Consider the following 18616-nt stretch of genomic DNA (forward strand, 5'->3'; position numbering starts at 1 on the left):
GCCATGGAGGCGGTCCTCTTCCCTTGCCAGTGCCATCCCCCCCTGTTCGCCCGGAGGCCAGATGGCTCATATTCTGGTCATTGATGATGAGATGGCGATCCGCCGCTTCCTGCGCATCAGCCTGATCGCCGAAGGCCATCAGGTCAGCGAGGCGGTCGGCGTCAACGACGGGCTGGAGCAGTATCGCCACCTCAACCCGGACCTGGTGATCCTGGATCTCGGTCTGCCCGATGGGGATGGCATCCAGATCTTGCAGGCGATCCGCGAGCACCACCAGCACCCCGTGCTGGTGTTGTCGGCGCGGGATTCGGAGCAGGAGAAGGTGCGGCTGCTGGACGCGGGGGCCAACGACTACATGAGCAAGCCGTTCGGCATCCAGGAGATGATGGCGCGGATCCGGGTCCTGTTGCGGCAACGGGCCGGGGTCAGCAGTGGCGAGTGCCGCCACTTCCCGCACTGTGGCCTGAGCCTGGACGCCAGCAGCCACAAGGTGAGCCTGCACGACGAGGAGATCCCCCTGTCGCGCAAGGAGTTCGCCCTGCTGCAGGCGCTGGTGTGCCACCCCGGCAAGCTGGTGATGCAGACCCAGCTGCTCAACGACATCTGGGGACCGAGCCACAAGGAGGATACCCACTACCTGCGTATCGTCATCGCCAGCCTGCGCAAGAAGCTGGGGGATAACCCCCAGCAACCGACGCTTATCGAGACCGAATCCGGCATCGGCTACCGTTTTATCGGCAGCTGATGTTTCAGTAAGTAGCTGGGCGGCAACAGCCCCAGCAACCCAACCTGATCGAAACCGAATCCGGCATCGGCTACCGTTTCATCGGCAGCTGATGTTTCACGTGGAACGCCGCCAAGCGCACAGCAGCGCCAGCAAACCACAGCCGCTGAGCAAGAGACCGAGATCCTGCACGGCCGCCGCCACCGCCAGCCCCAGGCTGAGCAGCAGATAATAGCTCAGCCCGAACAGGGCACCGGCGCTGCCCGCCACTTCCCGATAGGCCAGCAAGGCCTGACTCAGCACGTTTGGGATCGCGACCCCGAAGGCCACCACCACTCCCATCATGGGCAGCAGGAACCAGAGGGTCACCTGACTCGCCCACACCGCGAGCCCGGCTCCCAGCGCCAGCACAGAGGCCAGCCGGATGAGCAACGCCGGCGACCATCCCTTGCCCAGCAGGTAGCGGTTCAGCAGGCTGCCGAGCAGGGTCGCCAGCGCCAACACCAGGCCGGAGTAACCAAACTCGCTGCTCTGCCTGCCCTGCTCGGCAAACAGAAATGGCGCCAGGCTGTAGTAGCCGAACAGCATGCAGTTGAACAGGGCGACCAGCAGGGCGCTGCGCCAGAGTCCGGCATCCCGCACCATTCGGCAGGCCAGTGGCCACAGCGCGACTCGGGTCATGGTCGATGGGCGGGTCTCCGGCAGTCGCCAGCTGGCAGCCAGCCCCAGCACCAGGGCCAGCAACAGCAAGCCGCCGAAGACGCCGAGATAGCCAAACCACTCGGCCAGCAGGCCACCGCTCACCAGCCCCAGCACGGGACTGAGGGAGAGCGCCACCCCCATCACCGAGAAGACGTGGGCCAGCTCACCGCCCTGATAGCTGTCGCGCAGCATGGTTTGGGTCACCACGGATCCCACGGCGGCGCCAAAGGCCGAGATGACCCTGGCCAGCAGCAAGGTTTCAAATTGCCCTGCCAGCAGCGCCAGCAGGGTGCCGAGTCCATAGGTCAGCAGACCGGCCAGCATGGCCGGACGCCGCCCGATCAGATCGCATAGCCGCCCCCAGCAGACGACGCCCAGCGCAAATGCCAGAAAATAGACCGACAGGGTCTGGGACGCCTGGCCGTCACTCACCCGGAACTGGCTGGCGATATGGGTCAGCGCCGGGCTGTAGATGGTCTCCACCATCTGGGGAAACATCATCAGTCCGACCATCAGCCAGCGCGGCGGCAACTTGTTGTTCATGACAAACCTCCTCAACGAGAGGCTGCCAGTCTAGAGAGATGCGAGATGTCTGATTACAATATCCAGGACTATAAACATCAATAATCGGACACATGGCCTTTATTCTTCCCGATCACCCTTTTGACCCGGATCGGCTGGCTGGCGGCGTGATCGGCATCGCCTCCGCGCTGGGCTGGCATGACTCGGGTCTGCACCGGCATCAACGCCATCAGCTGCTGTTTGCCCAGGCCGGCTGCATGAGCATCGAGCTGGATAATCGGCTCTGCCTGCTGCCGCCCAGTCGGGCTGCCTGGCTACCGGCGGGCACCCCTCACAGGGTGCTGATGCGCGGGGTGGTGGCCTACCGCTCCCTCTATTTCACGCCACTGCCAGAGCTGCCCACCAGTGTGCAGGTGATGGCGGTCAACCCGCTGCTGCGGGAGATCATCGAGCGGATGGCATTCTGGCCATGGGACAAACCCGAGCGGGAGCAGAGCCGAACGCTGGCACTCTTCATGGAGGAATTGGCGCACGCACCGCAGGAATCCTGGCAACTGCCGCTGCCGTCCGATCCGCGCCTGGCAGCCTGGTTAGGGGAGATAACAGGGGGTGACACCCTGCCCGCTCGGCTCAACCGGCTGGCCGAGCGGGTGGGTGCCAGTGACAAGACCATTGGTCGTATCTTCATGCGGGATACCGGCATGAGCTATCAGGCCTGGCGCCAGCAGTGGCGCCTGTTGCGCGCCATGGAGCTGCTGGCCGAGGCCGTGCCCATCAGCCGGGTCGCGGCGCAGCTGGAGTTCTCCAGCGACAGCGCCTTCATCGGCTTCTTCAAGCAGCACACGGGGCAGACTCCGCTGCGCCATCTCAACTCTCTGGGTGAGTCTCATCGGCCGAGCTCGCCCCCACCACCAGGGTATCCAGTGCCAGCGGCTTGAGATTGCCGAGGGCCTCTTGCACCACGGCATAAGATGCCGCCTGCTGCTGGGCCAGCATCTCCTGCCCCAGTTTGACGGTATCCAGCTCGGGTCTGGGGATCTCGTTGGCCATGACGTTCAGGCTCAGGGTGCTCAGCATCAGGACGGCGATCAGGGTTTTCATCTGGTGTTCTCCGGTATGGTTGAGATGACCAGATAGCTATTCCAATAGTCATGCCAAATTTATAACATCATGATTTTGTTTAAATTAATGATATTTTGAGTACCTAATCAAGCATATACACCGATCTGGCTGGTCATTTTTAAACCTATAAGTGGTGTTTTTTACCACGCTTAATTTTTGGTCCATGTTCCACGTGGAACGTCCGGTTATTTTGATCGACACCCGCTTTTAAACTGAGCTATGGTGCTACATCCCCGTAACCCAATCTGGATCCGTCACCGAATGGAATTTTCCTTGTTCGGCGAGAAGTTCACTCGCCACGCCGGCATTACTCAACTCATGGATGACCTCAATCAGGGGCTGACCAATCCGGACGCCATCATGCTGGGTGGCGGCAATCCAGCCCCGATCCCTGCCATGCTGGAACGCTTTCAAGCCGAAGCCAAGACCCTGCTCGACAATGGCGAGCTGGTGAAAGCCATGGCCAACTATGATGGCCCGCAAGGCAAGGACAGGTTCACCAAGGCGCTGGCCGCCCTGCTCAAGAGAGAGCTAGGCTGGGACATCTCGGCTCGCAACATCGCCCTGACCAACGGCAGCCAGAATGCCTTCTTCTATCTGTTCAACCTGCTGGCCGGTGAGTTCGCCGATGGCCGCAAGAAGAAGGTGCTGTTCCCCCTGGCCCCCGAATACATCGGCTATGCCGACTCGGCGCTGGCCGATGACCATTTCGTGGCCTACAAGCCCACCATCGAGAAGTTGCCAGACGGCCAGTTCAAGTACCACGTGGATTTCGAGAGCCTGCAGGTCGGCGACGACATCGGGGTGATCTGCGTCTCCCGCCCGACCAACCCCACCGGCAACGTGCTGACCGACGAGGAGATCGAGCATCTCGATCAGATCGCCCGCGACAAGGGTATTCCGCTGCTGCTCGACAACGCCTACGGGGTGCCTTTCCCCGGCATCATCTTCAGCGAGGCCAAGCCGTTCTGGAATGCCAATACCATCCTCTGCATGAGCCTCTCCAAGCTGGGTCTGCCGGGTACCCGCTGCGGCATCGTCATCGCCGACGAGAAGATCATCCAGGCCATCACCAACCTGAGCGGCATCATCAACCTGGCACCGGGCAGCCTGGGGCCAGCCCTCACCATTCCGATGATCGAGAGCGGCGAGATCATCACCCTGAGCGAGCAGGTGGTGAAGCCTTTCTACCGGCAGAAGGCCGAGCTGGCGGTGCAGCTGTTGCGCGAGGCCATCCCGGATCCCCGCTTCCACATCCACAAGCCGGAAGGCGCCCTCTTCCTCTGGCTCTGGTTTGAGGATTTGCCAATCCACAGTCAGACACTCTATGAGCGCCTGAAGGAGAAGAACCTGTTGATCGTGCCGGGTCACTACTTCTTCCCCGGCATCGATGATCCCGAGTGGCGCCACAGCCAGGAGTGCATCCGCCTCAACTACTCCCAGAGCGAGGATCTGGTGCGCCGTGGCATCGCCATCCTGGCCGAGGAGATCAACGGCCTCTACGCAGACTGACCTTCAGCCAACAAAAAAGGCCTGCAATCGCAGGCCTTTTTTTCGTTCCGGGATCAGTTGGACAGGGCCAACTGCTCGCTTTGTCCGATGGGGATGGCACGGGGCTTGAGCGCCTCGGGCAGCTCGCGGGCCAGATCTATGGTCAGCAGACCATGCTCCAGCCGGGCATCCCGCACCTCGACATGCTGGCTCAGCTTGAAGGCGAGCTCGAAGTCACGCTCGGCGATACCCTGGTGGAGGAACTGACGCTCCCCGGCGGGAGTCGTCTTGCGACCCTTCACCTTGAGGGTGCCATTCTCGGTCTCCAGCTCCAGCTCTTCACGCTCGAAGCCCGCCACCGCCAGGGTGATGCGGTAGCTGTCGTGCTCCCGCTTCTCGATGTTGTAAGGGGGATAGGCCGCCGTCTTCTGGTCAAACAGGCCTTCCAGCTCACGGGCCATCCGCTCGAAGCCGACGGCATTGGAATAGAGATGAGAAAAATCGAGGTTACGCATAATCCTATCCTTTTAATAAGCAACAGGTTGGATCTTCACAGGCCCGTCATCGGCGCCAGGAAGCTTGGTCAAATAAGGGCATTAGCCATTGATCTCTATCTTGCGCGGCTTCATGGCCTCAGGCACCTCACGCGCCAACTCGATGTGCAGCAAGCCATTCTTCAGATCGGCCCCTTTCACCCGCACATAGTCGGCCAACTGGAAGCGACGCTCGAAACCCCGCTCGGCGATGCCCTGATAGAGATAGTTGCGTTCGGTATCGGCCTGCTTGCTGCCCTTCACCGTCAGCAGATTTTCCTGGAAGCTCAGCTCCAGCTCTTCCTGGGTAAAGCCCGCCACCGCCATGCTGATGCGGTAGTCGTTGTCACCCAGCTGCTCGATGTTGTAGGGGGGATAACCGGCATTGCCATTGCTGGCCGCAGATTCGATGAGATTGGCCAGACGGTCGAAACCAATGGCAGAACGATAGAGCGGAGAGAAATCGATAGAACGCATAGTATTATCCTCTTGTGAGCGATAACGGATTGTTTGCCCTCCTGATGGACGGGCCCCAGGTCGAAACCTCTGTCGAGCGTTCCGGCCTCGTTACCTATATAGGGCCGGCGTTTTGGCTTTCAAGGGAAAAAGTTGAAAAAATTGCGTCTAACCATTTCGACCCACCCTTGGCCCGATAGTATCGATAATCGACCCGTGGGCCACTCATCGCTCCCCGCATCCCTCGTCATACTGGTGGCACACTCAGCCGCCACCAAGGATGCAATGCTATGCACATTACCCAGGTTCGTAACGCCACCCTGCTGATCGACTATGCCGGTATCCGCTTTCTGATCGATCCCATGTTGTCTGCCAAGGACAGCCTCCCGGGCTTTGAGGGGACGGCCAACAGCCACCTTCGCAACCCCCTGGTCGAGCTGCCACTGCCCCTGGCGGAACTCATCGATGTGGATGCGGTGATCGTCACCCACGATCATCCTGACCACTGGGACCTGGCCGCACAGCAGCAGATCCCCAAACATCTCCCGCTGTTCGTGCAGCACCAGAAGGATGCCGACAGCATCCTGGCCTGCGGCTTCCATGATGTGCGTCTGCTGGACGAGTCGGCAGAGTTTGCCGGTATCCGGCTACAACGGACCGAAGGCCAGCACGGCAGCGACGATGTCATGGCCGTGCTGGGTGAACGGCTGGGAGAGGTGTGCGGCGTGATCTTCTCCCATCCCGACGAGAAGCGCCTCTATCTGGCGGGTGATACCGTCTGGAACGAGATGGTCGAACATAGCCTGCGACAGCACAGACCCGAGGTGGTCATCCTGAACTGCGGCGATGCCCGGGTGCCGGGGCTCGGCTCCATCATCATGGGCAAGGAGGATGTAAGAGCCGTCTATCTGGCCGCGCCGCAAGCCACCCTGATCGCCAGCCACATGGAAGCCGTCAATCATGCGGTGTTGTCACGGGATGAGCTGCGCGACTTCCTCGACGAACACGGCATGACGGCGCGGGTGCTGGTGCCAGCCGACGGCGAGACCCTCTCGCTGTGATGAGTCGAAGGGCCGATATGGCCCTTCGACTTTGCACATCCAGGGATTATCATCGCCATTCCACGAGCAGAGGAGTCCGCCGTCATGTCCACCCCGATAGTCGCCGTCGTGACCTTCGATGATTTCAGCCCCTTCCACTGCTCGGTGCCCTGCCTCATCTTCGGGGATAGCATGATGCCGGGCCACTCACTGTTCGAGCTCAGGCTCTGCGCCGGCGACGCCACCAGCCAACCCGGCTCATCCCAGGGCTTTCGTATCGAGGTCACTCACGGCCTGGCAGGGCTGGCCGAGGCGGACATCATCATACTTCCCTTCTGGCGCGATCCGGCCGAGCGACCCGCCCAGCCGCTGCTCGATGCGCTGGTGGTGGCCCACGCCCGAGGCGCACAGGTGGTGGGGCTCTGTCTCGGTACCTATGTGCTCGCCTATGCGGGGCTGCTCGAGGGGCGCAGGGCATCGACCCACTGGGAGTATGAGCAGGATTTCATCCGCCGCTTCCCCCGTGTATTGCTCGATACCAACGCCCTCTATGTGGATGACGATGGGCTGGTCACCTCGGCCGGCACGGCCGCCGGGCTGGACTGCTGCCTCTATCTGGTACGCCAGCGTCATGGCAGTGCGATCGCCAACAAGCTGGCACGACGGCTGGTGATCCCTCCCTACCGGGAAGGGGGCCAGGCCCAGTTCATCGAGCAACCTGTGCCCGCCTCCACCCAGGATACCAGGATAAACCAGCTGCTCGATCATCTGCGCGCTCAGCTGGCGCAGCCCCATACCCTGGATAGTCTGGCCGATCGGGTCTTGATGAGCCGCCGCACCTTCACCCGCCGCTTTCATCAGGCGACCGGCCTCTCCGTCGGGGAATGGCTGCTGGCAGAGCGGCTCAGACGCAGCCAGGAGCTGCTGGAGACCAGCAACCACTCGGTGGAGCGCATCGCCGAACTGGTGGGATTGAAGACCGCGATCTCCCTGAGGCAGCACTTTCGTGCCCGCTTCAAGGTAGTGCCGAGCGAATGGCGACGCGCCTTTCGTGGCGGCAGGGAGTGAATAGCCCTCCTCTCCCTGTCCCGGCTCGCCCAAACATGGCACCCTGACCATAGATCCCGAGGAGCCACCCAATGTCCCGTTCCGAACGCCTGCTGGCCCTGCTCCAGTTGCTGCGCGGCCACCGTTACGCCATCACAGGCACCGAACTGGCCAGCCAGCTTGGTATCAGCCTGCGCACCCTCTATAGAGATATCGCGACCCTGCAAGCCCAGGGTGCGCATATCGAGGGAGAACCGGGGATCGGCTATGTGCTGCGTCCCGGCTTTATGCTGCCTCCGCTGATGTTCAGCGAAGAGGAGCTGGAAGCCCTGGTTCTGGGCTCCCGCTGGGTAGTGGCCCATGCCGACAGCGCTCTGAGCATCGGAGCCAGCAGTGCGCTGGCCAAGATAGAGGCCATACTGCCTGCCGAGTACCGCCAACAACTCCATGCCAACGCCCTGCTGGTAGGGTCATCCCGCAGCCATGCACGCACGGACGAGGCCCCCCTGCGCGGTGCCATTCGCCAGCAGCGCAAGGTCACCCTGCATTATCACGATCTGAAAGAGGCGAGCTCCGAGCGCACCGTCTGGCCATTCGCTCTTGGCTACTTCGATCGGGTGCGGGTCCTGGTGGCCTGGTGCGAACTGCGGCAGGGCTTTCGCCACTTCCGGGTGGATCGCATCAGCCAGATGCACATGGAGGAGTGCGGCTACCCCAAGAGTCGGGTGTTGCTGCTCAAGGAGTGGCGAGCAACCCAGCAGATCCCGCAGCCAAGATTCATTGCTGACAGAAACTGACAGTCGGGACCCTCATGCTGACGGGGTCGGCGCCGATGCGCCATTCCCCAGTGAGAAGGAGTGTCATCATGCTTGTCCCCCAGTTCACCATCCTCTACGTCGCCAACCCGGCCCACAGCGCCCTCTTCTATCGCGAACTGTTCGATCACCCGCCGGTCGAAGAGTCCCCCACCTTCGCCATGTTCGTCTTCGAGTCGGGCGCCAGGCTGGCACTCTGGTCCAGTGCCACGGTCGAGCCCAAGGTCACGCAAGGGGCCGGCGCCATGGAGCTGGCTTTCCCTCTGCCTGACGATGCCAGCGTCGATGCCGTGTTTGCAAAATGGCAGTCACATGGCCTGACCATAGCCCAGCCACCAACCCGAATGGAGTTTGGCTACAGCTGCATGGCGCTCGATCCGGACGGCCATCGTCTGCGCTTCTACTGCCTGGCCGCCGAGCTGCTGGCCTGACGAGAGGTGGTGGGCTAGTGATAGACTGGAAATAGTCATCAGGTGCGGTGTTTCACGTGGAACATCCATCAAGATCCAAGCCCATCCGGAAGCGGGCCATCCCAAGCAAACGGCTCAAATCCCGCAGATTACCGATATAAAAAAGCCGGTCACGAGGACCGGCTTTTTACTGTCTGCCTGACGGCGTCAATTAGACGTCGAGGTTCGCTACCCGCAGGGCGTTGGTCTCGATGAAGTCACGACGCGGCTCGACGGCATCCCCCATCAGGGTGGAGAACAGCTGGTCGGCACCGACGGCATCGTCGATGGTGACCCGCAGCATGCGACGCGCCTCCGGATCCATGGTGGTTTCCCACAGCTGCTCCGGGTTCATCTCACCCAGCCCTTTATAGCGCTGGATGTAGATGCCGCGCTTGCCTTCGCTCATCAGCCAGTCGACGGCCTCCACGAAGTTCGCAACGGGTTTGACCTTCTCGCCACGCTTGATGAAACCGCCGTCCTCGATCAGGTTGGCGATCTCCTTGCCCAGGGAGACCAGCTGACGGTATTCACCGGACTGCAGGAAGTCGTAGCTGATCGCGTATTCACGATCCACACCGTGCTGACGCACCACGGCGTGCGGCACGAACAGGCTGCGCTCTTCGTCGCGACGCACCTGCATCTGGTACTGGATGCCGTGGTTGCTCTCGTTGAGCACGGCTTCCATGCTCTGACACCAGGCCTGCAGGTCGCTCTCGCTGGCCAGCAGGATCTCGTTCAACTCAGGCTGATAGATCAGCTGGGTCAGCACGGCATCCGGCGCACGGCGAGACATGCGGGTGATCAGGTGGGAGACGGCGCGGTGCTGGTTGACCAGACGCTCCAGCGCCTCGCCACCGATGGCCGGGGCAGACTCGTTGACGTGCAGGGTCGCACCATCCAGCGCCATGGAGGTCTGGTACTGCAGCAGCGCATCTTCATCTTTCAGATACTGCTCCTGCTTGCCCTTCTTGACCTTGTACAGCGGCGGCTGGGCGATGAAGACGTAGCCACGCTCGATGATTTCCGGCATCTGGCGGTAGAAGAAGGTCAGCAGCAGGGTCCGGATGTGAGCACCATCGACGTCCGCATCGGTCATGATGATGATGTTGTGGTAGCGCAGCTTGTCCGGGTTGTACTCGTCACGACCGATGCCACAGCCCAGGGCGGTGATCAGGGTGCCCACCTCTTGCGAGGAGATCATCTTGTCGAAACGGGCCTTCTCCACGTTCAGGATCTTGCCCTTGAGCGGCAGTATGGCCTGGTTCTTGCGGTTGCGACCCTGCTTGGCGGAGCCGCCAGCAGAGTCCCCTTCCACTATGTAGAGTTCGGACAGGGCCGGGTCTTTCTCCTGGCAGTCCGCCAGCTTGCCGGGCAGGCCGGCGATGTCCAGCGCGCCCTTGCGGCGGGTCAGCTCACGCGCCTTGCGGGCGGCCTCACGGGCACGGGCCGCATCGATGATCTTGTTGACCACGATCTTGGCATCGCTAGGGTTTTCCAGCAGGAATTCACCCAGCTTCTCACCCATCGCCTGTTCAACGGCGGTCTTCACTTCGGAAGAGACCAGTTTGTCCTTGGTCTGGGAGGAGAACTTGGGATCCGGCACCTTGACCGAGATGACCGCGATCAGGCCTTCACGCACGTCGTCGCCGCTGGCGGCCGACTTGGCCTTCTTGCTGTAGTCCTCTTTATCCATATAGGTATTGAGGGTACGGGTCAGCGCGGTACGGAAGCCCACCAGGTGAGTACCCCCATCCCGCTGCGGGATGTTGTTGGTGAAGCAATACACCCCTTCCTGATAGGCATCGTTCCACTGCATGGCGACTTCGACGCCGATGCCGTCCTGCTCGGTGGAGAAATGGAACACCTTGGGGTGGATCGGCGTCTTGTTCTGGTTCAGGTATTCGACGAAGGCCTTGATGCCGCCCTCGTAGCAGAAATGCATCTCGCGGCCATCACGCTCATCCTCGAGGCGGATGGACACGCCGGAGTTGAGGAAGGAGAGCTCGCGCAGGCGCTTAGCCAGGATCTCGTAGTGATACAGGGTATCGGTGAAGATGGTCGGGCTCGGCCAGAAGCGCACCTCGGTACCAGTGCCACTGCTGCTGTCGCCGATCTGCTTGAGCGGCGCCTGCGGCTCACCCAGGTGATAGGTCTGCTCATAGACATGGCCGTTACGACGGATGGTCAGCAACAGCTTGTCGGACAGGGCGTTGACTACGGAGACGCCCACGCCGTGCAGGCCACCGGACACCTTGTAGGAGTTGTCATCGAACTTACCGCCGGCGTGCAGCACTGTCATGATGACCTCTGCGGCGGAACGGCCCTCCTCCTCGTGGATGTCGACCGGGATGCCCCGACCGTTGTCACGCACTGAGACGGAACCGTCTGAATGGATCTTGACCAGAATATCGGAGCAGTAGCCAGCCAGAGCCTCGTCAATGGAGTTATCGACGACCTCAAACACCATGTGGTGCAGACCCGAGCCATCATCCGTATCGCCGATGTACATCCCCGGGCGCTTGCGGACCGCATCCAGACCCTTCAGCACCTTGATATTCGAGGAGTCGTAAGTATTTTCACTCATAGCTTACTCTCTGCCTTCTCTAACGTTTCGGAGATCTTGCCTTGTTCCACGTGGAACAACTTGCAGTCATTCGCATCCATCATGTCTGCGAGCTGACCGGTGTCGATGGCGGTGATAAACACCTGGGACGCACACTGCTTCAGCCTTGCGGCCAGCAAGCGGCGCTTGTCGACATCCAGTTCAGAGGCAAAATCGTCAATTAAAAAAATACAGCCGCGGCTGCTATGTTGATTCAAATAGAGCCCTTGGGCCAGTCGCATGGCACAGACCAACAACTTCAGCTGACCCCTGGACAAAATATCCTGAGCGGGCACCCCGTTCGCCTTGAGTCGGACATCGGCCTTCTGCGGGCCTACCCCTGTGTACCCCAGCGAGCGATCCCGCTCAAACCCCGCCTCCAGCAATTCGCCGAGGGGGCGGTCTTTCTCCCAGCCCCGATAGAAACCGAGACTGATGTCGAATTCCGGCAGAAAATCCGCCGTCATCTCCTTGATCAGGGGCGTAATGGCCTGACAATAACTGGCGCGAAACTCTGCCAGTTCACTCCCCAGCCGTACCAGTTCCTGATCCCAGAACGCCAGCTGGCGATACTGGCTGCTCTGGCGCAGCAAGGCGTTACGCTGCTTCAGCAGCCGCCGCACTCGTCCCCACAGGGAGAAGAAGGTCGGCTCCTGATGGAAAACGCCCCAATCCAGCCAGGCCCGGCGCGCCTGGGGCCCGCCGGTCAGCAGGTTGAAACCATCGGGATGGATCAACTGGACCGGCAGCAACTCCGCCAGCTCGGCCAACCGCTGGGCCTGGGCCCCGGCGATCTTGAGCTGGGTCTCACCACTCTTGTCCTTGGCGAGCCCGATGGGCACCTGGCGCCCCTCCAGCTCGCACTGGGCAAACAGGGTGAAGGCCCGCTCCCCCTGGCGGATGACCCGCCCGGTCAGGTGAGTGCGAAAGGAACGACCGAGACCGAGGTAGTGAATGGCTTCCAGCACGCTGGTCTTGCCGCTGCCATTGCACCCGACCAGGATATTGAGGCCGGGGGACAGCTTGAGACTGGCCTGCTGGATATTGCGAAAGTCACTGAGCTGGAGCTTGACCAGGGACACGACTAGATCCGCATCGGCATCACCACGTATTGAGCATCTTGACTGTCAAAGTCCTCAATAATGGCACTGCTGATGGAATCGCTCAGGCTGATCCGGATCTGGTCACATTTTAACGTATTCAACACGTCCAGCACATAGGAGACGTTGAAGCCGATCTCCATCTCGCTGGCCTCGTATTGTACGTCAAGCAGCTCTTCCGCTTCTTCCTGTTCCGGGTTATTGGCGGTGATGCGCAGCAGATGTTGCTGCAAATTGAGACGCACCCCACGGAATTTTTCGTTGGAAAGAATAGCGGCGCGGGCGAATGCCTGGCGCAGATCTTCACGACCGGCGATCAGGGCCTTGTCGCTGTTGCGCGGAATGACCCGGCGCCAGTCGGGGAAGCGACCGTCCACCAGCTTGGAGGTGAAGATAAAGCCATCCAGCGCGGCGCGCAGGTTGCTGCGGCCGATCTGCAGCCGTACCGGCTTGTCTTCCGCCTCGAGCAGACGCACCAGTTCCAGCACCCCTTTACGGGGCAGGATGACCTGATGATCGGGCAGCGATTCCTGTACCACCTCACGGCGGCAGGTAGCGAGACGGTGACCATCGGTGGCGACGGTGCGCAGGCCGTGGCCCTCGCTCTCGAACAGCATGCCGTTCAGGTAGTAGCGCACGTCCTGGCTGGCCATGGAGAACTGGGTCGCATCGATCAGCCTCTTCAGTTCCAGCTGACCGATGTCGAATTCGAGCACGGACTCCCAGTCCTCGATATTCGGGTACTCGGTCGCCGGCAGGGTCGAGAGGTTGAAGCGGGAACGACCGGAGCGGATGATCAACCGTTCGCCTTCGGTGCTGAGGCGGATGTCCGCCCCTTCCGGCAGGCCACGGCAGATATCCAGCAACTTGCGGGCCGGCACTGTGGTGCGGCCATCCTGGCTGTCGCTGTTGAGATAGACCTGACCGATCATCTCCACCTCGAGGTCGGTACCGGTCAGGGATAACAGACCGTTGCTGACATCGAGCAGGACATTGCCGAGGATCGGCAGGGTCGGCCGGCCACCGAGGGCACCGGACACCAGTTGCAGAGGACGTAACAGGGCCTCACGGCTAATTTCGAGCTGCATCTGTGCTCTCCGTTGTTATCGGGACGAAAGGATTCGAATCAGGTTGGAATATTCGCGCTGCATCTGTCCACTCACCGTTGTAATCAGGAGGAAAGGGTACGGATCAGGTTGGAATAGTCTTCCTTGATGTCGTGACTCTCCTCCTTCAGCTGCTCGATCTTGCGGCAGGCATGAAGAACGGTCGTGTGGTCACGGCCACCAAAGGCATCACCTATCTCCGGCAAACTGTGGTTGGTCAGCTCCTTGGCCAGTGCCATCGCCAACTGGCGCGGACGGGCAACGGAGCGTGAGCGGCGTTTGGACAGCAGATCCGCCAGCTTGATCTTGTAGTACTCCGCCACCGTCTTCTGGATGTTGTCGATGGTGACCAGCTTCTCCTGCAAGGCCAGCAGGTCGCGCAGCGCTTCACGCACGAAATCGATGTTGATGGCGCGACCGGTGAAGTTGGCGTTGGCGATGACCCGGTTGAGGGCCCCTTCCAGTTCACGGACGTTGGATCTCAGTCGCTTGGCGATGAAGAAGGCGACTTCGTCCGGCAGGTGGATCTGGTTCTCGTCCGCCTTGCGCATCAGGATCGCGACACGGGTCTCCAGCTCGGGCGGTTCGATCGCCACGGTCAGGCCCCAGCCGAAGCGGGACTTGAGACGATCCTCGACGCCGTTGATCTCCTTCGGATAACGATCCGAAGTCAGGATGATCTGCTGGTTACCCTCGAGCAGCGCATTGAAGGTATGGAAGAACTCCTCCTGGGAGCGCTCCTTGTTGGCGAAGAACTGAATGTCATCGATGAGCAGGGCATCGACGCTACGGTAATAACGCTTGAACTCTTCAATGGCGTTATTCTGCAGCGCCTTCACCATGTCCTGGACGAAGCGCTCGGAGTGCATGTAGATGACTTTGGCGTCTTTCTTGCGCTCCTTGATGGCATTGCCGACGGCGTGCAGCAGGTGGGTCTTGCCCAGACCGGTGCCACCATAGAGGAATAGCGGGTTATAAGCGCCACCCGGATTGTCGGCTACCTGACGGGCCGCAGCACGGGCCAACTGGTTGGACTTACCTTCGACGAAGTTCTCGAAGGTATAGTTCACGTTGGTGTTGCTCTTGTGGTTCGGCTCGGGCTTGGTTTCCGTCTTGCTTTCCCAGCTCTTCTGCAAGTTATTCACAGGCGCAGCACCCCGCGCCGGCGCTCTGGCGACCGCGACGGGATGGGGACGATTACCTATGTCAAAACGCAGGGTGGGACCATCGACTCCGCAGAGCTCGTTGATGATGCCGTTGACCCGGAGCAGGTACTTGTCGCGTACCCAATCCAGAACGAAGCGATTCGGTGCATACAGGGTCAGAGTATTGTCACTCAACTCCGCTTGAAGCGGCCGGATCCACATGCTGAATTCTGCCGAGGGCAACTCATCTTGCAGCCGGTTTAGGCACTGCTGCCATAGCGAAGCAGTCACTCTAGACTCCCGTCAATTGATTAACTAAAGACCGGCTATTCTACGTTTTTAGCGGCTGGATCTCTAGTTGCCGCCACCCGGATCCAGCAAATAAGATCCTTGACTTTCAAGGATCCAGCGCCCCAGGATCTGATTTCATCCCCAAAGTTACCCACAGCCCCCGACTGGGGTGTGGACAGAATGATTCGATGCTGCCGCGGTTATTTTATATAACCAAATATCATTTATTCTTTATATTTTATTCCAATAACATCAGCGCCAACCCGTGATTACAACTAAAAATACAGAACAACAGAGAGAGGAATCCCCATGACATCCACCATCAAGCTGATCTCCGGCGCCGCCATTCTGCTGGCCAGCCTGTCCGGCCAGGCCATCGCCCAGGAAACCATCAAGGTCGGCATGTCCGGCAAGTATTTCCCCTTTACCTTCGTCAAGCAGGACAAGCTGCAGGGCTTCGAGGTGGACATGTGGAACCAGATCGGTGAGCGCACCGGCTACAAGGTGGAATTCGTCACCGCCAGCTTCTCCGGCCTGTTTGGCATGCTGGAAACCGGTCGCGTCGATACCATCTCCAACCAGATCACCATCACCGACGAGCGCAAGGCCAAGTACGCCTTCTCCCAACCCTATGTCTATGACGGCGCCCAGATCGTGGTGCGCAAGGGCAACAGCACCATCCAGGGCTTCAAGGATCTGGCCGGCAAGACAGTCGCCGTGAACCTCGGCTCCAACTTCGAAGAGCTGCTGCGCAAAAATGATCCAGAGAAGAAGATCGATATCCGTACCTATGACTCCAGCTTCGAGCAGGATGTCGCCCTGGGCCGCATCGATGCCTTCGTGATGGACCGCGTCTCCACCGCCCAGTTGATCAAGGAATCCAAGCTGCCGCTGCAACAGGCTGGCAAGCCGTTCGAGACCATCGAGAACGCCCTGCCCTTCCTGAAGACCCCGGAGAAGCAGGCCGTGCTGAAGAAGGTCGACGACGCCCTCACCGCCATGCGCAAAGACGGCTCCCTGACCAAGATCTCGGAAAAATGGTTCGCAGCGGACATCACTAACAAATAAATGATGGAATTCGATCTCGAGTACACACTGGGGCTGTTTCCCATCCTGCTCAAATACCTGGGCACCACGATGGAAATGGCCCTGTGGGGATTCGCATTGGCACTCGTACTGTCGCTGACCCTGGCGATAGTACGGGTGTTTCGCGTCCCCGCGATCCACTGGCTGGCGATGCTCTACATCTCGTTCTTCCGGGGTACCCCCCTGCTCGTCCAGCTGTTCCTGCTCTACTACGGCCTGCCACAACTGTTCCCCATCTTCGTGGGAATGGATGCCTTTACCGCCGCCATCGTCGGCCTGACCCTGCACTTTGCGGCCTACATGGCCGAGTCGATCCGCGCCGCCATTCTGGGCATCCACAAGAGCCAGATGGAGGCGGCCCTCAGCATAGGCATGAGTCGCTATCAGGCGATGCAGCGGATCATATTGCCGCAGGCGGCCCGCATCGCGACCCCGTCGCTGATGAACTACTTCATCGACATGATCAAGAGCACCTCCCTGGCTTTCACCCTGGGGGTGGCGGAGATCATGGGCAAGGCGCAGATGGAAGCCTCCTCCTCCTTCAAGTTCTTCGAGAGCTTCATGGCGGTCGCCCTGGTCTACTGGGTCGTCGTCATCATCTTCACCCGCTTGCAGCACCTGCTGGAAGTGCACCTGAACCGTGCCTATTAAAGGAGGTCTGTCATGATTAAATTAACGGGCCTCTCCAAGGCGTTTGACGGTAATCAGGTGCTGAACGGTATCGACCTTGAGGTCAAGAAGGGGGACATAGTGGTCATTATCGGCCCCTCTGGAACCGGTAAATCGACCCTGCTGCGCTGCCTCAACCTGCTGGAGACCCCGGATGCGGGCCGGCTGGCCATCGATGACCTGCAGCTGGACCTGGCCAACGCCAGCGAGCAGCAGGCCATAGAGCTGCGCAAGCGTGCCTCCTTCGTGTTCCAGAACTACGCCCTGTTTGCCAACAAGACGGCGCTGGACAACATCGCCGAGGGGCTGATCACCGTCTGGAAGCGGCCCAAGGCGGAGGCGCGTGCCACCGCGCTAGGCATCCTCAAGGACATCGGCCTCGCCGAGAAGCGGGATGCCTACCCGGCGTCGCTGTCCGGCGGCCAGCAACAGCGGGTCGGCATCGGTCGCGCCATGGCGGCGCACTCCAAGGTAATCCTGTTCGATGAGCCCACCTCGGCGCTCGATCCCGAGTGGGTCGACGAGGTGCTCGGGCTGATGAAACAACTCGCCAGCCAGCACCAGACCATGGTGGTGGTGACCCACGAGATCGAGTTTGCCCGTGATGTCGCCGATCGGGTGATCTTCATGGAGGGGGGCCGGATCGTCGAACAGGGCCCGCCGGATCAGATATTGGTCGATCCGCAGGATCCCCGTACCCGGGAGTTCCTGCGCAAAGTACTTAAATAGCTCTCTCTTTGGCGGCCTAGCCGCCTTTTTTCTTGGAGGATCCTTGTTTAACCCCGGGTTGCCAGTATAATTCGGGCCCTTGATCCTACGGATCCTGTCAACTTTCGCTGCCTCTTCACGAGTTAGAGCAAGATGAGGGGGTACGGCGGATTGACTGGAAGCCGAACTCTGTTTAGAATTCGGCCTCTTTTGCTAGTCGTCACACGCTATAGCTGGCGCGTCGGCTCAGTGTGACAATCAAAACTGTACAGAAATACGGAATCTAATCATGAGTAAACGTACTTTTCAGCCGTCCAACCTGAAGCGCAAGCGCTCTCACGGTTTCCGCGCCCGCATGGCTACTGCCAACGGTCGCAAGGTTCTGGCCGCTCGTCGTGCCAAGGGTCGTGCCCGCCTGGTAGTCTAATGCCTACCCAGCACACCTTCTCTCGGGAGTTACGTCTGTTAACTCCCGAACACTTCAAACGCGTTTTCGCCGAGCCTGTACGGGCCGCTTCTCCGCAAATTACACTTCTTGCTTGCCCCAATACTCTCGAACATCCCCGCCTTGGCCTCGCCGTGCCCAAAAAAGCACTCAAGCGTGCCGTCTGGCGTAACCGTGTCAAACGAGTGGTACGGGAAAGCTTCCGTCTCAATCAGGCCAACCTGCCCGCTATCGACATCGTCGTCATAGCCAAAGGCGGTGTCAAAGAGATGGACAACGAAGAGTTGTTCAAGTTACTGGAAAAGCTATGGCGCACTCTGTCACGCCGTTGCAATGGGTAGCTATCAAACTGATACGCCTGTATCAGCTAATCATTAGTCCCCTGCTCGGGCCACGCTGCCGTTTCACTCCGACTTGTTCCCAATTTGCGATAGAAGCCATCCGACTTCACGGTTTCATAAAAGGCGTTTGGTTAGCTAGCAAACGTCTATTAAAATGCCATCCCTTATCCGAGGGTGGTTATGACCCGGTTCCGCAACCAAAGCGAAGAAACTGAAGAC

General features: G+C 60.1%; 21 protein-coding genes. 13 read left to right on the forward strand and 8 right to left on the reverse strand.

All coding sequences use genetic code 11. The annotated features are described in order from the left end of the window. Positions 1-61: 61 nt before the first annotated feature. Positions 62-745 carry a response regulator gene (locus KW825_RS17750; RefSeq protein ID WP_218292567.1) on the forward strand — a complete coding sequence of 228 codons (684 nt, stop codon included), beginning with the start codon at positions 62-64 and terminating at the stop codon, positions 743-745. 96 nt (positions 746-841) lie between these two features. On the opposite strand, the gene KW825_RS17755 is transcribed toward KW825_RS17750, so the two are convergent. Continuing rightward, complete coding sequence (locus KW825_RS17755) at positions 842-1969, reverse strand: Bcr/CflA family efflux MFS transporter (protein ID WP_218329942.1); 1128 nt, start codon at positions 1967-1969, stop codon at positions 842-844. A 92-nt stretch (positions 1970-2061) separates the two neighbouring features. Here KW825_RS17755 and KW825_RS17760 point away from each other — a divergent pair, with 92 nt between their 5' ends. Then, positions 2062-2886: a helix-turn-helix domain-containing protein gene (locus KW825_RS17760; RefSeq protein ID WP_218329943.1), complete on the forward strand. Its 825-nt coding sequence runs from the start codon at positions 2062-2064 to the stop codon at positions 2884-2886. Here the strand turns inward: KW825_RS17760 and KW825_RS17765 are convergent. Further along, positions 2816-3049 carry a hypothetical protein gene (locus tag KW825_RS17765; RefSeq protein WP_218329944.1) on the reverse strand — a complete coding sequence of 78 codons (234 nt, stop codon included), beginning with the start codon at positions 3047-3049 and terminating at the stop codon, positions 2816-2818. The genes KW825_RS17760 and KW825_RS17765 overlap by 71 nt on opposite strands. Positions 3050-3331: 282 nt before the next feature. Here KW825_RS17765 and KW825_RS17770 point away from each other — a divergent pair, with 282 nt between their 5' ends. Beyond that, complete coding sequence (locus KW825_RS17770; RefSeq protein WP_218292563.1) at positions 3332-4582, forward strand: valine--pyruvate transaminase; 1251 nt, start codon at positions 3332-3334, stop codon at positions 4580-4582. Between the two features lie 53 nt (positions 4583-4635). On the opposite strand, the gene KW825_RS17775 is transcribed toward KW825_RS17770, so the two are convergent. Both KW825_RS17775 and KW825_RS17780 read right to left on the reverse strand, forming a co-directional pair. Then, positions 4636-5076 (reverse strand): Hsp20 family protein, encoded by a 441-nt coding sequence (locus KW825_RS17775; protein WP_042651561.1) that lies wholly within the window; start codon positions 5074-5076, stop codon positions 4636-4638. A gap of 81 nt (positions 5077-5157) precedes the next feature. Beyond that, a complete protein-coding gene (locus KW825_RS17780; RefSeq protein ID WP_042651562.1) occupies positions 5158-5571 on the reverse strand; it encodes an Hsp20 family protein in 414 nt (137 codons plus the stop codon). A gap of 269 nt (positions 5572-5840) precedes the next feature. On the opposite strand from KW825_RS17780, the gene KW825_RS17785 reads away from it, so the two are divergent. The 4 genes from KW825_RS17785 (at position 5841) to KW825_RS17800 (ending at position 8883) form a co-directional block, all read left to right on the forward strand. Continuing rightward, positions 5841-6611: an MBL fold metallo-hydrolase gene (locus tag KW825_RS17785; RefSeq protein WP_218292561.1), complete on the forward strand. Its 771-nt coding sequence runs from the start codon at positions 5841-5843 to the stop codon at positions 6609-6611. An 84-nt stretch (positions 6612-6695) separates the two neighbouring features. Then, positions 6696-7658 (forward strand): GlxA family transcriptional regulator, encoded by a 963-nt coding sequence (locus KW825_RS17790; protein ID WP_218329945.1) that lies wholly within the window; start codon positions 6696-6698, stop codon positions 7656-7658. Positions 7659-7729: 71 nt separating this feature from the next. Continuing rightward, entirely contained in the window at positions 7730-8434 is a 705-nt protein-coding gene (locus KW825_RS17795) for a YafY family protein (RefSeq protein WP_218329946.1), read from the forward strand. Between the two features lie 68 nt (positions 8435-8502). Further along, entirely contained in the window at positions 8503-8883 is a 381-nt protein-coding gene (locus tag KW825_RS17800; RefSeq protein WP_218329947.1) for a VOC family protein, read from the forward strand. 190 nt (positions 8884-9073) lie between these two features. Here the strand turns inward: KW825_RS17800 and gyrB are convergent, their stop codons facing one another. The 4 genes from gyrB to dnaA all read right to left on the reverse strand — a co-directional run bounded on the left by gyrB (position 9074) and on the right by dnaA (position 15148). Then, on the reverse strand, positions 9074-11488 hold the full coding sequence (gyrB, locus tag KW825_RS17805; protein WP_218329948.1) for a DNA topoisomerase (ATP-hydrolyzing) subunit B: 2415 nt from the start codon (positions 11486-11488) through the stop codon (positions 9074-9076). Then, a complete protein-coding gene (gene recF, locus KW825_RS17810; RefSeq protein ID WP_218292557.1) occupies positions 11485-12588 on the reverse strand; it encodes a DNA replication/repair protein RecF in 1104 nt (367 codons plus the stop codon). The genes gyrB and recF overlap by 4 nt, the downstream gene beginning before the upstream one ends. Positions 12589-12590: 2 nt before the next feature. Next, a complete protein-coding gene (dnaN, locus tag KW825_RS17815; RefSeq protein WP_042651569.1) occupies positions 12591-13694 on the reverse strand; it encodes a DNA polymerase III subunit beta in 1104 nt (367 codons plus the stop codon). Between the two features lie 83 nt (positions 13695-13777). Then, positions 13778-15148 carry a chromosomal replication initiator protein DnaA gene (gene dnaA / locus KW825_RS17820; protein ID WP_042651570.1) on the reverse strand — a complete coding sequence of 457 codons (1371 nt, stop codon included), beginning with the start codon at positions 15146-15148 and terminating at the stop codon, positions 13778-13780. Between the two features lie 309 nt (positions 15149-15457). On the opposite strand from dnaA, the gene KW825_RS17825 reads away from it, so the two are divergent. The 6 genes from KW825_RS17825 (at position 15458) to yidD (ending at position 18612) form a co-directional block, all read left to right on the forward strand. After that, entirely contained in the window at positions 15458-16216 is a 759-nt protein-coding gene (locus KW825_RS17825; RefSeq protein ID WP_042651571.1) for an amino acid ABC transporter substrate-binding protein, read from the forward strand. Continuing rightward, complete coding sequence (locus KW825_RS17830; protein ID WP_126623440.1) at positions 16217-16885, forward strand: amino acid ABC transporter permease; 669 nt, start codon at positions 16217-16219, stop codon at positions 16883-16885. Between the two features lie 12 nt (positions 16886-16897). After that, complete coding sequence (locus tag KW825_RS17835; RefSeq protein ID WP_042651572.1) at positions 16898-17632, forward strand: amino acid ABC transporter ATP-binding protein; 735 nt, start codon at positions 16898-16900, stop codon at positions 17630-17632. Between the two features lie 268 nt (positions 17633-17900). Continuing rightward, positions 17901-18038, forward strand: a complete 138-nt coding sequence (rpmH, locus tag KW825_RS17840; RefSeq protein WP_033129679.1) for a 50S ribosomal protein L34 — start codon at positions 17901-17903, stop codon at positions 18036-18038. Next, on the forward strand, positions 18038-18397 hold the full coding sequence (gene rnpA, locus KW825_RS17845) for a ribonuclease P protein component (protein ID WP_033129678.1): 360 nt from the start codon (positions 18038-18040) through the stop codon (positions 18395-18397). Before rpmH ends, rnpA begins: the two co-directional genes overlap by 1 nt. Further along, positions 18364-18612: a membrane protein insertion efficiency factor YidD gene (gene yidD / locus KW825_RS17850; RefSeq protein WP_010672280.1), complete on the forward strand. Its 249-nt coding sequence runs from the start codon at positions 18364-18366 to the stop codon at positions 18610-18612. The genes rnpA and yidD overlap by 34 nt, the downstream gene beginning before the upstream one ends. Positions 18613-18616: the final 4 nt, after the last annotated feature.

Source organism: Aeromonas sp. sif2433 (genome assembly GCF_019218705.1).
Lineage (GTDB): Bacteria > Pseudomonadota > Gammaproteobacteria > Enterobacterales > Aeromonadaceae > Aeromonas > Aeromonas encheleia.

Bases quoted from the DNA above. Each gene is read 5' to 3' on its own strand.
- KW825_RS17750 (WP_218292567.1), top strand. From the start codon at position 62: ATGGCTCATATTCTGGTCATTGATGATGAGATGGCGATCCGCCGCTTC.
- KW825_RS17755 (WP_218329942.1), bottom strand. From the start codon at position 1,969: ATGAACAACAAGTTGCCGCCGCGCTGGCTGATGGTCGGACTGATGATG.
- KW825_RS17760 (WP_218329943.1), top strand. From the start codon at position 2,062: ATGGCCTTTATTCTTCCCGATCACCCTTTTGACCCGGATCGGCTGGCT.
- KW825_RS17765 (WP_218329944.1), bottom strand. From the start codon at position 3,049: ATGAAAACCCTGATCGCCGTCCTGATGCTGAGCACCCTGAGCCTGAAC.
- KW825_RS17770 (WP_218292563.1), top strand. From the start codon at position 3,332: ATGGAATTTTCCTTGTTCGGCGAGAAGTTCACTCGCCACGCCGGCATT.
- KW825_RS17775 (WP_042651561.1), bottom strand. From the start codon at position 5,076: ATGCGTAACCTCGATTTTTCTCATCTCTATTCCAATGCCGTCGGCTTC.
- KW825_RS17780 (WP_042651562.1), bottom strand. From the start codon at position 5,571: ATGCGTTCTATCGATTTCTCTCCGCTCTATCGTTCTGCCATTGGTTTC.
- KW825_RS17785 (WP_218292561.1), top strand. From the start codon at position 5,841: ATGCACATTACCCAGGTTCGTAACGCCACCCTGCTGATCGACTATGCC.
- KW825_RS17790 (WP_218329945.1), top strand. From the start codon at position 6,696: ATGTCCACCCCGATAGTCGCCGTCGTGACCTTCGATGATTTCAGCCCC.
- KW825_RS17795 (WP_218329946.1), top strand. From the start codon at position 7,730: ATGTCCCGTTCCGAACGCCTGCTGGCCCTGCTCCAGTTGCTGCGCGGC.
- KW825_RS17800 (WP_218329947.1), top strand. From the start codon at position 8,503: ATGCTTGTCCCCCAGTTCACCATCCTCTACGTCGCCAACCCGGCCCAC.
- gyrB (WP_218329948.1), bottom strand. From the start codon at position 11,488: ATGAGTGAAAATACTTACGACTCCTCGAATATCAAGGTGCTGAAGGGT.
- dnaN (WP_042651569.1), bottom strand. From the start codon at position 13,694: ATGCAGCTCGAAATTAGCCGTGAGGCCCTGTTACGTCCTCTGCAACTG.
- KW825_RS17825 (WP_042651571.1), top strand. From the start codon at position 15,458: ATGACATCCACCATCAAGCTGATCTCCGGCGCCGCCATTCTGCTGGCC.
- KW825_RS17830 (WP_126623440.1), top strand. From the start codon at position 16,217: ATGATGGAATTCGATCTCGAGTACACACTGGGGCTGTTTCCCATCCTG.
- KW825_RS17835 (WP_042651572.1), top strand. From the start codon at position 16,898: ATGATTAAATTAACGGGCCTCTCCAAGGCGTTTGACGGTAATCAGGTG.
- rpmH (WP_033129679.1), top strand. From the start codon at position 17,901: ATGAGTAAACGTACTTTTCAGCCGTCCAACCTGAAGCGCAAGCGCTCT.
- rnpA (WP_033129678.1), top strand. From the start codon at position 18,038: ATGCCTACCCAGCACACCTTCTCTCGGGAGTTACGTCTGTTAACTCCC.
- yidD (WP_010672280.1), top strand. From the start codon at position 18,364: ATGGCGCACTCTGTCACGCCGTTGCAATGGGTAGCTATCAAACTGATA.